This is a genomic window from Diaminobutyricimonas sp. LJ205 (assembly GCF_009755725.1).
Classification (GTDB): Bacteria; Actinomycetota; Actinomycetes; order Actinomycetales; family Microbacteriaceae; genus Ruicaihuangia.
The window spans coordinates 2294621-2308705 of the sequence record NZ_CP046619.1; the positions used below are offsets into that span (position 1 = coordinate 2294621).

Below are 14085 nucleotides of genomic sequence, written 5' to 3' on the forward strand. Positions count from 1 at the left end.
GCTGGGAAGTTCCCGAAAGGTTAGGCGGCGCCGTCGAACATCGAGGTCACCGAACCGTCTTCGAACACCTCGCGGATCGCGCGGGCGATCAGCGGCGCGATCGGCAGCACGGTAAGGCGATCCCAATGCTTCTCCTCTGGCACGCGCAGGGTGTCGGTGACGACGACCTCGTCGATGAAGTCGCTCTGCAGCAGCTCCGTGGCCGGGTCACTGAACACGGCGTGCGTGGCGGCCACGACGACACCGGTGGCACCGGCGTTCTTCAGTGCCTCCGCGGCCTTGACGATGGTGCGGCCGGTGTCGATCAGGTCGTCGACGAGCAGGCAGACGCGTCCCTCGACCTGGCCGACGATCTCATGCACCGAAACCTGGTTCGGCACCAGCGGGTCGCGGCGCTTGTGGATGATGGCGAGCGGGGCGCCAAGCTTGTCGCTCCAGATGTCGGCGACGCGCACCCGACCCATGTCGGGCGACACCACGGTCAGGTTCGACGGGTCGAGCTTGGCCTTGAAGTGCTTGAGCAGCACCGGCATGGCGAACAGGTGGTCGACTGGACCGTCGAAGAAGCCCTGGATCTGCGCGGCGTGCAGGTCGACGCTCATGATGCGGTCCGCGCCGGCGGCCTTGAACAGGTCGGCGACCAGGCGGGCGGAGATCGGCTCGCGGCCGCGACCCTTCTTGTCCTGCCGGGCGTACGGGTAGAACGGTGCGACGACGGTGATGCGCTTGGCCGAGGCACGCTTGAGAGCGTCGACCATGATCAGCTGCTCCATGATCGCCTCGTTGATCGGTGCGCCGTGCGACTGGATCACGAACGCGTCGCAGCCGCGAACGCTTTCGTCGTAGCGGGCGTAGATCTCGCCGTTGGCGAATGTGCGGGCATCCGTCGGCACCAGCTCTGATCCGAGTTCACTCGCGATGTCCTCTGCGAGCTGCGGATGGGCGCGGCCGCTGACGAGGACGAGTCTCTTCTCACCGCTGACTTTGATGCCGGACACGTATCCCGCTTCCTGCCGGTTGTCCGGCGATTTGGTTAGGAGTCACCCCGTGCGGCTGCCGCGGCCCGGGCCGCGGCGGTTCCCGCACGATTGGCCTCGACCCAGCCAGTCATGTTGCGCTGTGGAGCCACGTTGATCGCCAGGTCCCCCGCGCCGACGTCTTTGCGGACGACGGTGCCGGCGCCCGTATAGGCTCCGTCGGCAATTCTAACCGGGGCGACGAAGACGTTGTGCGACCCGGTGCGCACGTGCGAACCGACGCTCGTGCGGTGCTTGTTCACGCCGTCGTAGTTGGCGGTGATGGTGCCCGCGCCGATGTTCGAGCCCACGCCGACCTCGGTGTCGCCGATGTAGCTGAGGTGGGGCACCTTGCTGCCGACGCCGATTCGGGTGTTCTTGGTCTCCACGAAGGTGCCGATCTTGCCGTCGGCGTCCAGGTAGGTGCCGGGGCGCAGGTATGCGAACGGGCCAACGGATGCCCCGGCGCCGATCACGGCGAGGGTGGCGTCGGTGCGCTTGACGGTGGCGTTCTCGCCGATCTCGCAGTCCACCAGGGTGGTGTCCGGGCCGATGGTGGCGCCGCGTTCGATCACCGTGGCACCCTTGATCTGGGTGCCGGGCAGGATTTCGACATCCTCAGCCAGCTTCGCCTTCAGGTCGATCCAGGTTGATGCCGGGTCGACAACGGTGACCCCGGCGCGTTGCCAGCCGCGCACGATCATCCGGTTCAGGCGCAGCGCCGCGTCGCCGAGCTGCACCCGGTCGTTGATGCCCTCGACCAGCCAGGCTTCGCTGACCGGCACCGCGGTGATCGGGTCGCCGTCGCCGCGGAGCAGGCCGACGACGTCGGTGAGGTACTTCTCGGCCTGGGCGTTGTCGGTGCCGATTCGCGGCAGCGTGCGGCGCAGCGCCGCGGTGGCGAAGACGTAGGTGCCGGAGTTGATCTCGGTGACGGAGAGTTCGTCGTCCGAGGCATCCTTCTGCTCGACGATGCGATCGAGCGCGCCGTCCGCGGTGCGGATCACGCGGCCGTACCCGGTGGCGTCGTCGAGGATCGCCGAGAGCAGGGTCGCGGATGCCGCGGCCTGCCGGTGTGCCTCGATCAGTCCGGCGACCGTGGCGGCGTCGAGGAGGGGCACGTCCCCGCTGACCACGACCACGTCACCCTCGAACTGGTCGGGCAGTGCGGTGAGGCCGAGTTCGACGGCCCGTCCGGTGCCGGGGACCTCGTCCTGGTCGACGATCACGGTTTCCGGGCTGAGCTCGGTGATGGTGGTGGCGACTGCCTCGCGCTCGTGCCGCACCACGGCGACGACGTGCGCCGGGTCGAGTTCGCGCACGGTGGCAAGCACGTGGCCCACCAGCGGAACACCGGCCAGCTCGTGCAGGATCTTCGGCTTGGCCGACTTCATGCGGGTGCCCTGGCCGGCAGCGAGGACAATGATGGCGAGGTTGGTGTCGGTCACTGGTTCTCCCTCATACGACAAGCTCCGCCCCCAGGACTCGAACCTGGACCTAACAGCTCCAAAGGCTGTCGTGCTGCCATTACACCAAGGCGGATCGCGCGGATTCGCGCGCGTCAAGTCTGCCAGATGCTGGTGTGTGCGCTTGTCCGCCGGCTGGTCGAGCTTGTCCCCCGTTGGTCTCCCGCTGGTCGAGCCTGTCTCCCGCTGGTCGAGCCTGTCTCCCGCTGGTCGAGCCTGTCGAGACCCGCACACAGTCTCGGGAAGCGCGACCAGCGGTTCGTCCAGACCGGCAAGCGACCGACTCGCCAAAGTATGCCTATGCTTCCGCGCGTGATGGGCGCATTTTGGCGAGTCGATCCCAAGCGGAGTGGTGCGAGGCATCCGCTCCCCCACCGACTCGCCAAGTAATGCCCATGCCTCCACGCGGGATAGGCGTTTTTCGGCGAGTCGATGCCGGCAGCGTTCCCCGTCAGGGAGTCTCGCGCCCAAACGGCAGTCTCGCGGATGCTCGTTGGCGTCTCGGCGCACGATAATGGTGGGATGCCCGCTCACGATGAGGTCGACCGGATCGTCGACGCCTGGTTGCGCGAGCGCCCGGATCTCGACTTTTCCCCGCTCAGGGTGCTCAGCCGAGTCGCCCGGCTCTCGAAGCACCTGGACCGCGCGCGCCGTGCCGCGTTCGGCGAGTCCGGCCTGGACTCGTGGGAGTTCGACGTGCTCTCCGCGCTGCGGCGGGCGGGCAGCCCGTACCGGCTCAGCCCGAAGGCGCTGCTGCAGCAGACTCTGGTCTCCAGCGGCACCATGACGAACCGCATCGACCGCCTCGTCGAACGTGGGCTGGTTGAGCGTCGCACCGATCCGAACGATGGTCGTGGCATCCTCGTCGAAATGACTCCGCTCGGCCGTGACCTGGCCGACAAGGCGATCAGCACCCTGCTGGTCTCGGAGCGGGAGCTGCTCGACGGTCTCTCCCCCGCCGACCAGGAGCGTCTGGCCGGCCTGCTGCGCAAGCTCAGCCTCGACTTCGACGAGCCCGACGCGGAGTAGTCATGCTCGACCAGGCCACGCTCGACGCCCTCTGGGACTTCGACGATCCGGCCGGGTCGGAACGTCGGTTCGCGGATGCCGCGGCCTTCGCCGCAGCGGAGGATCGCGCCGAACTGCTCACCCAGCAGGCCCGTGCGCTCGGCCTGCAGAAACAGTTCGGCGAGGCCGACGCGCTGCTTGACACCGTCGAGGGCGTTTCGAGCGCTGCGCGCACCCGCGTGTTGCTCGAGCGTGGACGCATCCGGAACAGCGCAATGGAACCGGATGCCGCGGTTTCCCTGTTCCGTGCGGCGGTGGATGCGGCCTGCGCTGCGCACCTGACCTTCCTGGCGATCGACGGCTACCACATGCTCGCGATTGCGGATCCGGAGCGAGCCGAGCAGCGGACGCGCGCGGGCCTTGCTGATCTGCGGCATGCGACGGACGACCGCACCCGACGCTGGGCGGTGGCGCTGCACAACATCCTCGGCTGGCACCGGCATGACGCCGGTCGGTTCGAGGAAGCCCTCAGCGAGTTCCAGCTCGCCCTTGAGGCTGCCGAGCAATACGGCACGCACGATCAGGTGATCTTCGCGCGATGGGCTGTCGGGCGCTGCCTGCGATCGCTCGGCCGGACGGACGAGGCGATAGAAGTTCAGCGGCAGCTCCTCCGCGAGCGGCCGGATGATCCGGATGTCGCGGAGGAACTCTCGTTGCTCAAGGGATCGGAACCCGGGTAGGCACGGCTCCGAACTCCATCCCGCTGATTGAGCCGATCCCGCTAATCGAGAGCAGCCGCTGGTCGAGCTTGCCGAGACCTACCCGAACCGCCCGTTCACGTAGTCGTACGTGCGCGGGTCGATTGGGTCGCCGAACATCGCCTCAGTGTCACCGTGCTCGACGATCGCTCCCGGTGTGCCTTGCGCTGCGAGGAAGAACGCGCACTGCTGCGACACTCGTTGAGCCTGTTGCATGTTGTGCGTGACAATGACGATCGTCACCTCCTGCGCGAGCTCGAGCATGGTCTCTTCGATCACGCGGGTCGAGGTCGGGTCAAGCGCGGAACAGGGCTCATCCATCAACAGCACCCGCGGCTTGACCGCCAGCGAGCGGGCGATGCACAGGCGCTGCTGCTGACCGCCGGAAAGTCCGGCCCCCGGGGCGCGCAGCCGGTCCTTGACCTCTTTCCACAGCCCGGCCTTGGTGAGGCAGGATTCGACCAGCTCGTCCTTCTCGTCGCGCGATGCGCGCGTGCCGGTCAGCTTCAGCCCGGCGATCACATTGTCGTAGATCGACTGGGCCGGGAACGGGTTCGGCTTCTGGAACACCATCCCGATGTCCTTGCGCGCATCGACCAGCTTGCGGGTCGGATCGTAGATGTCGACACTGTCCAGCAGCACCTCGCCGGCCAGCGACGCCGACGGCACCAGCTCGTGCATGCGGTTCAGGATGCGCAGGAAGGTCGACTTGCCGCAGCCGGAGGGGCCGATCAGCGACGTGATCACGCCGGCCTCCATGGTCAGCGACACCCGGTCGAGCACCTGGTGGTCACCGAACCACGCGGAGATGTTACGACCTTCGAGGCTCGCCAGGGGTTCCGGTGTCATTTCACTAGGGGCGGATGCCTCGGCACGACGTCCTCCGCGGAACCAACCGCGTGCGCCGCGGTCCGTCTCGGAGTGAGGCGCCGTTGCGAGGCCGGAAGTGACGGGCGACGTGTAGATGGGCTGCGCCGACGCGTCCACCGTCGGCAGGGCGGTTGGAGTCATGGTCGGCGTCGGTTCGACCAGCGGAACCGGAGGAAGCACCTCGGTCACAGTGGTGGCGCCGGGGGCTGGCTCGTAACGCGGCTCGTTCTCATTCATGGGTTGAGTCCTTTACAGCAGATTCGGGAGAAGTCTGACCAGCTCGCCCGTGACCCACAGTCCGGCGAGCACGGTGAGGGGGACGAAGACGATCCAGGTGCGCCGCGGACCGACCGTGCGGAAGGCCCAGACTGCGGCGATCTCGACGACGAGAAGGAACTGCAGCGTGAACACGAGTGCCCAGACCCGTGAGATGTCACCGCTCAGTGCGTCGTCTGCTTCTGAGAGGGTCACGAAATTCGTCAGTCGGGCACCCGCGGGTTGTGCTTCGCTGGTGAGCCGCGCGTCGACGCGGGCGACTCCGGATGGTGCGAACGGCAATCCGCGGGCGGTGACAAGCGTCACCCGGCTTTCGCCTGGCTTGATCTGGGGCGGCGCAGGGTCACCGGCATACCGCAAACCGAGCACCTCAAAGGTGTGTTCGCCCTGGCCGGTGATGATCGTGAACTCGTCACCGGGAGCCAGTTCCTGGATCCGGGCGAACGGCGCACCGTACGCCGCGGCTCGTCCGTGGATGACGCTCACGCCGGCCTGCCCCGGCAACACGGTGTCGCGCCGATGGCCAGGTCCGGCCTGCGTGGTTTCGGAATCGGTTCCCTCGACCACGATCTCGGTGACGCCGAGCTGGGGGATCTCGATCCGCGCAACCGGAGCGCCGTCGGGCAGCAGCACATTGTGCACGTCGCCTTCGCTGACCGGCGCTACGCCTTCCTCGAGCTGCTCACGGAATTTGTCAGTGAGCTGCTGCTGCCACACCAGATGCCTCACCTGACCGACCAGGGCGATGTTCACGACAACCGTCAGCAGCAGGGCGGCGATCAGGACCAGGATGCCGCGGATCAAACGCCTCCGCGGCGATAGCACCACGGGCCGGCGTGTTGGCTTCGGCATCCGCCGGGGCGGTTGCGGTGGCCTCTCCCCCTTGGGAGGACGCGGCGGCTTCGGTGGCTGGGGAAAGGACGCGCGCGGCGGCCGGCCGAGGTTCGCCCGGGCCTGTCGCCGGGTTTCGGCTTGGCCGGTGTGCATGTCACTCCGTCTGTCATTGCGCAGGAGGCTCATGCGTGGCCCCCCAGCGGCCTCAGCCGAGCGGGGCCGTGCGGGGTTGCGCCGAATGCCCACCACACCAGTCCGCCGAGAGCGCCGACGCCTCCCGCGACCGACATCCCGAACAGCGGCGGGAAGAAGACGAGCGTGTCGCGCGTGAATGACGACAGCTTGGTCTTCTCGACCTGCGCCGGTGGCGTGAGCTGCACGTGCCCGGTGAGCATGGCATGCTGGGCCAGCCCTGCGAACGTGACACTCACCCGGCGGGTTTCATCGGGCTCGAGGTCGTCCACGCGAACGTGCCGTTCCTCGGCGATGCGGGCACCGAGTGCGTTAGTGATCCAGAACCGAGCGCGCGAATTGAACTGGGTCGATGAGGTGTTCCGCAGCGTGAAGGTGAGCTGTACGGTTCCGTTCTCCGGTGCGAACGACGGCTCGCCAACCGCAGTCAGCCCGCTCACCCAGAGGATGCCGCCCAGGTCGGACGGATCGTCACCGAGGGCCTCGTCTGCCTCGCCCGGGTTGGTCATTGTCTCCTGCTCGACCACCGGCGAGGGCTGGTTCTTCTTGTCCTGCCCGGGCGGCGTGATCGGCCGGTTCGGCGGGCTAGGAGGAGTGGTCGGAGGCGCGGACCCGCTCGGTGTGGGGGTCGGCGTCGTGCCGTCGTCGACCACGACAGACAGGTTGCCATTCACTTCGTCGTCCGCGCGGGCCGAACCGCTGCTGAGAGCGACCCCGAGCACCGCGACAACGAGCACCGCGGCCGTGCCGGCGGCGCACCGGGCAACGACCGGATGCGCCGTGGTCACGTGGTGCTCTCGCCTGCGCCGGCGCCGACCGGTTCCTTGGCCTGCTCAGCTTCGGCCTTGCGTCGTGCTTCGTCCTCGGTGTGCTTGATCCATTCGGCGGCGCGTCGAGCATCCACGCTCTGGCGCCAGCGGCGGAAGACGAACGCGAGCGCGACTAGGCCGAGTACGATAACCAGCACCCATGGAAGGGCGATCAGCACTGTGTCGCGCGAGGTTTCGGCGACGGGCATGTACCTACTTGGGTCGGAACCATCGACGAATGGCTTGAGGGTTACGCCGGGGTTCAGATAGCCCCACGCGGCGACGGCAGGAATCTCGGTCTCGACGGTGCGCGTGAACCCGGGCAACAGCTCAGGGATGCTCTCTCCCTTTGGAGCCGATGCTGGTGCACCAAACCAGGTGCGTACGTCCAGCGACACGTTTGAGGCGAGCGCGATGTTGCCACTGTTCTTGACCGTGTAATTGACGCGGACGGCACCGTTGAATGGGTTCCACCAATCCCCGACGTACGAGCTCTCGATGCCGCTCACAGTAAGCGCGGGCTGCAACTGCCCCGAAACCCTGGCGTACACGCGGGTGCCGACGCGCCGGTCGACCTCGACCTGATCGCCGCCGGTGACCACCGAGGCGACGAGTCCGCCGACATGGTCGCCCGGCGTCGCCTCGCCTGGGAGTTCGAGGCTGAACCGCAGCAGCCGGGTCTGACCGGGAGTGAGCGCGAACTCGATACGGTTCGCACCGTTTTCGAAACGCACCCACTGGCCAATGGCCTTCGGCTGGTCGTCTGTTGGCAGCAGTGCGAACTCGCCGTCCTCAGCGTTGAACGCGTCGGTGCCCGCGATAGTGAAGCTCTGCTCAGTGGAACCGGTGTTCGCGACGAGCAGGTGGTCATCGATCCGCTGGCCGGGATCGACCTTGTAGCTGAACGCTGTTCGTCCGTCCGGGGCGCCGTCGGCATTCGCGGGACGGGCGGAGACGCCGATCTTGTCCTCGGCGTAGGCGGGTGCAGCGCCTAGCGCGACCGCGGCAGCGATGAGCAGAGCGGCGAGCGCGACAAGGGCTGCGCGACCGCGCGTGAGTTCGGGTGAAGTGGGCACGTCCAATTTCCGCATTCATCGGTAACCGACGGGCTGCTCATACTTTGCCGGCACCTTAACGACGACTGGACGCGGCCGCCCAGCCTGTCCCGATGACTACAGTCGTGCTCTAACGACAGTGCGGGAGGCCGCGAACGACCTCCCGCACCGGGTGTACGTTTTGCTGTCGAGCGGACTACCCGACCAGAAGCACTACTTCTGGAGAAGGGTCAGGGTCAGCTTCGAGGTGTAGGTGCCCTTCTTGGCCGACGCGGGAACCGCGAAGGTCAGGCCGGCGTCGAACTGGACGCCTGCTTCGAGGGTGGATACACCGGCAGGACCCTCGGCGAACAGGGCGGAGCCTGCACCCTTACCGGCGACCTGCGCCGGCGCCAGCGTGACCGTTACACCGTCGGGCAGAGTGCCGACCTGCTTGGGCGCGATTCCCAGGGCAGAATTGGCAATGGTGTCGCTCGCCGGAGTGTTGACGAAGTCCTCGACATCGGCAGTCAGGGTCCACCCAGACAGGTTCGTGTCCCGGTCGTCAATCACGGTGAAGGCGCCGAGGTCAACCTCGGTGGTGGTGGTGCCGCGCTTTGTTGCACCGAGGTTTGCAGCAGCGTTAACGCCCTCGAGCGCGAACTTGTCGCTGGTGAGGGCCTCGGCCGTCAGCGTTGCGGCGCCCTTGGTGGTCGAGGACAGCGCGAAGGTACCCCACGCAACAATGTTGTCGCCGTTGTCGTACAGCGCGATCGTGTGGTCGCCGATGCTGAGGGCCGAGACATCCACGTCGACGTCACCGTTTGCGTCGGTGGTGACGTTGCCGAGTTGGGTGGGGGTCGACCAAGCGACGGCGCGGAACGTCTGGTTGGCGTTCACGAGCCCAGCGGGGATGGTGACGACCGTGGAGCCCTCTGTCGGGTTGGCAACGGTCACATTGTTCGGGTCGGTTCCGGTCGGCTCGACGTCCACGTAGTCCTTCGCGGTTGCCCAGCTGAGGACAGTCTCGCCCTCGGCGATCGCGACGCGCTCGCCGTCGGCGATCGCCGCCGTCTGGATGGTCTTCTCGCCGTTCGCGTCGAGCACCACGTCGGTGAGCACCTTGCGGTCGTCCACAGTCGGACCCTCGGCCCACACATCGACGGTCTTGCCAGCGTTACCAACGCCCGCGTTGATCTCGATGTTGCCGTTGCGGAGCTTGTACTCCGAGGTGCCGGTGAAGGCCGTGAAGTCGGGAGACCACGCGGGAGCCTGCACGAGCATGAATGGGCTGATCGTGTAGTCACCCGTGCCCTTGGTGATATTGATCTGGCGGTACACCGCACCCACGGTGGTGACACCGGCGTTCGTGGTGTAGGCGATGCCGTACCAGTACGAACCACCCGCCGCGACGACGTCGCCGATGCCCGTGGTGAAGCTGTCGAGCGTGAAGTCCGGCTGCGCGGTACCCCCGTTGGGGCCGGCCGCGGAGTCGGCCGCGTAGGCCTTCCAGGTGTTGAGGCCGCCCGCAACCGCCGCTGGCGTGCGATCAGAGATGAAGCGCCAGACCTGGTCGAACTGGGCACTACCAGTTACCGGACGGATGTCACTCGGGTTGGTCTCTGCGTTGTAGTCGGTCGGGCTGGCGGCTGCCATGTACCATTCGTCGCTCTTGAAGACGCGATTCGGGTCGAGGTCGGCGCGCTCGGCGTTCTCGTCGTAGAGGAAGAATCCACCCATAGAGCCGGGCTGCGCAGATTCGGCCGGCTGCGGATGGACGGGGAAGCCCGGCTGCGGGTTGACCGGGTCACCGGGGGCAGCGCTCGCCATCGACGTTCCGCCAGCCACGAGGGCAAGGCTGAGCAAACCGGCCGCGGCCGAGCTCCATTTCTTGCGATTATTCATCAGTTTTCCTTCTTCTTAAGAATGAGTTCTAAGGGATGGTGTTTGGACCGTTACTGGAGTGCAGCCCGGAAGGGCGTCGTGTTTGACGGGGGAAGGAATCCGAACTTCTTCTTTACCGACCCGGCTTGGCTAATGAGAGTGGTCGATGTGTTGCCCAGCTTCGAGGTCGCGGTGCTCACTAGGTTGGCGAGATCGGCGCTGTACTTCGCGTCACCAACGGTCACACGGGCGTTCTCGACGACGAGATAGGTGTCGCGACCCCAGTGTGAGTCGTCGTAGTACGCCTTGTTCGGTTCGGTCGAGCCGCCCACGCCGGAGGTCGGTGAGACACCGATCGGCGAGCCAATCTTGACGCCCGCACCAATGCGGTTGATGCCAGCGCCGGTGTTCTGCGCAACCCACTGCGCCGCCGACATCGCCGTCACACCGTTAGTGGGGAAGAGCGTGCCATCGGACAGCTTCTGGGTGTCGTGCTCCTGACCAACCTTCACGCAGGCGCCGAGAGTCTGCTCGGTCACACCGATCTTGCCAAGGAAGTCCTTGCGCGTGCCGGAGCCGGCCTGCGGAATCACGGGCACAGCGGTGGTCGTCCCGATGGTGGTCGTAGTGCACTCGAACAGTGACTTCAGCTGCGCCTCGGTGATGTGCTCGAAGGCTACATCCGTGCTCTTGTACGCGTACGAGAGTGCGTCGCGGCCGAACGGGATGTAGCGAAGCGCACCGTTGGTGACCTCGGTTGCCCCCGACGAGGACCGGGCGATGTCGACCTGGTTGAGGATCTTCACCGTCGGCGATCCGGGACTGCCCGCCTTGTAGTCTCCGTTGTCGATGGACCGGCTCAGCGCCTTGACGCCGTCGCCGGAGCCGTTCGGGCGACCGAACAGCGGACCGCCCGTCTTGGTCTGGATGAGCACGGATCCCGTTGCGTCGTACGAGGCGACGTTGTTCTTGCCCGCGGTGGAGCGCACGCTGGAACCGGTGACACTGGTGCCATTGGTGAGTGCGTTCACGACGTCCTGCAGCGTGTCGGAACCAACGATGACATAGCTCGGCGACACAGGCTCGGCGTACGCCGGAGCGACGGTTGCCAGCAGCGATGCGGTCACGCCGAAGGCGGCAGCCGCTGCTACCATTTTCTTCTTGTTCACAGTTTCCTTTTTCTCGAGGGGGTTGTGTGCAACAAACGCCTGCTCGATCAAGCGGGCGTCTTGGCGACTCCTGACAGGGGGTCGCCAAGTTTGTGTGGGGACCTCATCAATCCCAAGGAAAGGCTGCGCAGTCTCGGTGAACATCACGGGTCCGCTGGGCGAAGAAGCACTGTCCACCGCCTTGTCCAGCACGGTCACGTTCGGCGCCGGATGCGAGAGAGCACCGGAACGGCCAGCGCTGCCGCCAGACCGGAGAGTAAACCTGCCGGTACTGCGGCTCCTGCAGGCCCAAGCTCCGGATCATCCGGCGTCGTAGTCCCTGCGAGAGCTCCTGCAGACTCGCCGGTGGCGTTGGGGCTCGTCGATGTAGCTGGCGCCGCTGCCACCGGCGGTGTCACCGGCTTCGCGCTGCTGCGCTCCATAGCCAAATTGGCTGCCGGCGCATCGACCGGTGCAACTGGAGCGACCGCGTTGGGATCAATGCCGTGCTCGATTGTGTCTGCCGCGAGCAGCGCCTGGTTAACCCAGCTTTTGGGGAGGGGAGCATAGCCGGGCGGCAGTTCACCAACATCACTGCCCGGGGTCTGTCCTTCGCCAACCGCATACCGGATGAGGTTCGCATAGACAGCGCGCTGCGCGGCGTCGGTCTGCTGCGGGTTCAACGCCGCATACACGGGCATCGCGAGCGGGTACGCAGTGGGCGCCGCCTTTGCGGACGCGGACTCGAAGTCGAGGGCCAGCACCTTCGGTTGTGCCGTCGGAGTCATCGCCGCCGCTGCTGCTGCCAGACCATCCTGAGTGGGCGCGACGAATTGACCCGCGGGGTTGCGCAATTGCGCGGTTACCGTCTCATAGAGGCGAGCCGCTGGACTGCTGGTTACCCCGATCACCTTTTGGCTACCGAACAACTCGGGCACGGACTTGCCGTACTTCGGGGGGACGGAGAACTTGTCCCATGCCCCCAGGATCTGGCCGTCGCCACGGAGCACCCGGTGGGCGGAATCGGCGAAATCGGTCGTGTACGGGCGCCACGTTACGAGGTTGACAGGGCCTGTGCCGTTCGCCGGGTCCAACTGCGTGCTATCCGGCTTCTCGACCGGATCGGCTTTGGGGAAGGAATCAGCCGGGAGTCCAAGTGCGAGCCCCGTCGGGTTGATGTCCGGATTAGTCGAGTAATACGGGTTGACAATCATGCCCCAAGGATCCGGATTGCCCGCAAGCCAGTCAGTCGCCTCCGCGTCTGAGAGAACGTACTCCCACACTCGCACCGCCAGATCGGACCTGCCGGAGGGTGTGACGGCGTCCGCGACCGATGCCCCGATCATGTTCTGCGCCGCCCATTCGCTGTCGTTGAACTGCAGAAAATCGGGATCCTGAACGATCGTCCGCGGGTTCTCACCCGGCTCCTCAAAACTCTCGTATCCAATGTGCGACTTGTCGGAGTCCCTGGGGAGTGCGTCCACGTACGACGCCGTCAGCAGCTTGGCCACCAGCCGTGGCGTCAGCTTCATTTCGGTGAGCGGCAGTCCCGCACGCGCTTCGTACTCCGTCCCTGCCCCAAACTTGGGCTGTCGATCGATCGCAAATGAGATCGCAACGCTTGAAACCGATACCGCCGCATAGGCGAGAGGATCCGTGGTTCCGCTGATAACTTCAGGGTCAAGTGGACGCGAGGTGAACGCGAGAGGGCTGGGTGCGGTGCCTGCAGCACGCCGAAGTGCATCGGCCTCATTGCCCTTACTGAGCACGAACGGCGATCCGTTCTCGCCGAGGCAGAGAGCTGGCTGCCATGACGCCATCGCTTCAGCTATGAGTTCACTTCCGGCGAGCTGACGCTCCGCTGCGCCGATCTGGCACCTCACGCCGAGCGGCTTGAACTCGAGTTTCACAGCGACGTGATGCTGCCAAGCGTCCCACCACAAGCCCGACTTGTTGATAAGAGACTGGCCTGAATCCCCAGTGCCACGTGGGATAACGACAAGCCAGCACGACTCCCCGACCGTCGCACCGCCAGGCGATGTTACCGGCGTTCCACACCCGAGCCCGGGTGATTGCATGGCGGTCTGGACCTCAAATGGGACGGACCCCGACCCGTCCACGCCGGCTGGTGCCCACTTCACCTCGTTGGTCATAAGCGCCGTGAAGAACGGGTTCATATTCAGATCGACGAACTCGTTGTCGGGCTTGACGATCGGCTGTCCGTCCGACCCGGTCTTCAGGTTGGTTAGCACGCGATCGGCGGGCGCTTTCTCCTCATCCACCTCCCGCGCGGCGTTGTATGCCACGAAGGGTATCCCTGTGTACGCGGCATACCCGAGGTCGGCAGAGTACTTCGCGTCTCGCTCAGCAATGTGTTCCACGAGCGTGGTTCCGTCACGCTTGGCGCCCCAGCCCAGAGTGCCACCGTACTGACAGGTGCGCCGGTCGGGATGGCCCGGATTGTCCGGGTCCTCTCCCCAGCACTGCGCGATCTGCAGGAAGTTGGTTCCACCCACGGTTCCGCTCGGCGGCGTCGACTTCTTTCCCCCAGTCCAGCTCAGCCGGATGCCCTGCGACACCAGATCCTTAGTCTGCGAGATCGTGACTTCGAGATCAGGGAAAGGTGTTCCGACTGGGTTCAGCGCGTCGTCCTTGCTGGCGAGAGTCACCGCACTCGAGGTGAGCATGTCCTCCGCGGCATGGGCGGGATCCGCAGGCACCGTCGCGGCGGTACCGCCGACGATCATCGCGACCAAGAGTCCGACGGCGACGCCCGACACACTCGCGAGC

The 14085-nt window shown here is 66.1% G+C and carries 11 protein-coding genes and 1 tRNA gene; 2 read left to right on the plus strand and 10 right to left on the minus strand.

Going from position 1 to position 14085, the window contains the following annotated elements; genetic code table 11:
* Window positions 1-20: 20 nt before the first annotated feature.
* From GO591_RS11170 to GO591_RS11180, 3 genes are all read right to left on the minus strand, one after another.
* A complete protein-coding gene (locus GO591_RS11170) occupies window positions 21-998 on the minus strand; it encodes a ribose-phosphate diphosphokinase (RefSeq protein WP_157156885.1) in 978 nt (325 codons plus the stop codon).
* Window positions 999-1033: 35 nt separating this feature from the next.
* Window positions 1034-2464, minus strand: coding sequence for a bifunctional UDP-N-acetylglucosamine diphosphorylase/glucosamine-1-phosphate N-acetyltransferase GlmU (glmU, locus tag GO591_RS11175; RefSeq protein WP_157156886.1), 1431 nt, complete (start codon window positions 2462-2464; stop codon window positions 1034-1036).
* A 22-nt stretch (window positions 2465-2486) separates the two neighbouring features.
* A tRNA-Gln gene (locus tag GO591_RS11180) sits at window positions 2487-2558 on the minus strand.
* Between the two features lie 446 nt (window positions 2559-3004).
* On the opposite strand from GO591_RS11180, the gene GO591_RS11185 reads away from it, so the two are divergent.
* Both GO591_RS11185 and GO591_RS11190 read left to right on the plus strand, forming a co-directional pair.
* The gene (locus tag GO591_RS11185; RefSeq protein WP_157156887.1) at window positions 3005-3511 is read left to right on the plus strand and encodes a MarR family winged helix-turn-helix transcriptional regulator; all 507 of its coding nucleotides are present in this window, start codon (window positions 3005-3007) and stop codon (window positions 3509-3511) included.
* A gap of 2 nt (window positions 3512-3513) precedes the next feature.
* On the plus strand, window positions 3514-4230 hold the full coding sequence (locus GO591_RS11190; protein ID WP_157156888.1) for a tetratricopeptide repeat protein: 717 nt from the start codon (window positions 3514-3516) through the stop codon (window positions 4228-4230).
* A 78-nt stretch (window positions 4231-4308) separates the two neighbouring features.
* Here GO591_RS11190 and GO591_RS11195 read toward each other — a convergent pair whose 3' ends face one another.
* The 7 genes from GO591_RS11195 to GO591_RS11225 all read right to left on the minus strand — a co-directional run bounded on the left by GO591_RS11195 (window position 4309) and on the right by GO591_RS11225 (window position 14075).
* Window positions 4309-5097, minus strand: coding sequence for a phosphate ABC transporter ATP-binding protein (locus tag GO591_RS11195; protein WP_157157898.1), 789 nt, complete (start codon window positions 5095-5097; stop codon window positions 4309-4311).
* A gap of 270 nt (window positions 5098-5367) precedes the next feature.
* Window positions 5368-6198, minus strand: coding sequence for a sortase (locus GO591_RS11200; protein WP_232466156.1), 831 nt, complete (start codon window positions 6196-6198; stop codon window positions 5368-5370).
* A gap of 212 nt (window positions 6199-6410) precedes the next feature.
* A complete protein-coding gene (locus tag GO591_RS11205; RefSeq protein ID WP_157156889.1) occupies window positions 6411-7208 on the minus strand; it encodes a hypothetical protein in 798 nt (265 codons plus the stop codon).
* Window positions 7205-8305: a COG1470 family protein gene (locus tag GO591_RS11210; protein WP_157156890.1), complete on the minus strand. Its 1101-nt coding sequence runs from the start codon at window positions 8303-8305 to the stop codon at window positions 7205-7207. The genes GO591_RS11205 and GO591_RS11210 overlap by 4 nt, the downstream gene beginning before the upstream one ends.
* Window positions 8306-8497: 192 nt before the next feature.
* Window positions 8498-10168 carry a hypothetical protein gene (locus tag GO591_RS11215; protein WP_157156891.1) on the minus strand — a complete coding sequence of 557 codons (1671 nt, stop codon included), beginning with the start codon at window positions 10166-10168 and terminating at the stop codon, window positions 8498-8500.
* A 50-nt stretch (window positions 10169-10218) separates the two neighbouring features.
* Window positions 10219-11301, minus strand: a complete 1083-nt coding sequence (locus GO591_RS11220; RefSeq protein WP_157156892.1) for a hypothetical protein — start codon at window positions 11299-11301, stop codon at window positions 10219-10221.
* A 209-nt stretch (window positions 11302-11510) separates the two neighbouring features.
* Window positions 11511-14075 (minus strand): hypothetical protein, encoded by a 2565-nt coding sequence (locus GO591_RS11225; RefSeq protein WP_157156893.1) that lies wholly within the window; start codon window positions 14073-14075, stop codon window positions 11511-11513.
* Between the last annotated feature and the right edge of the window lie 10 nt (window positions 14076-14085).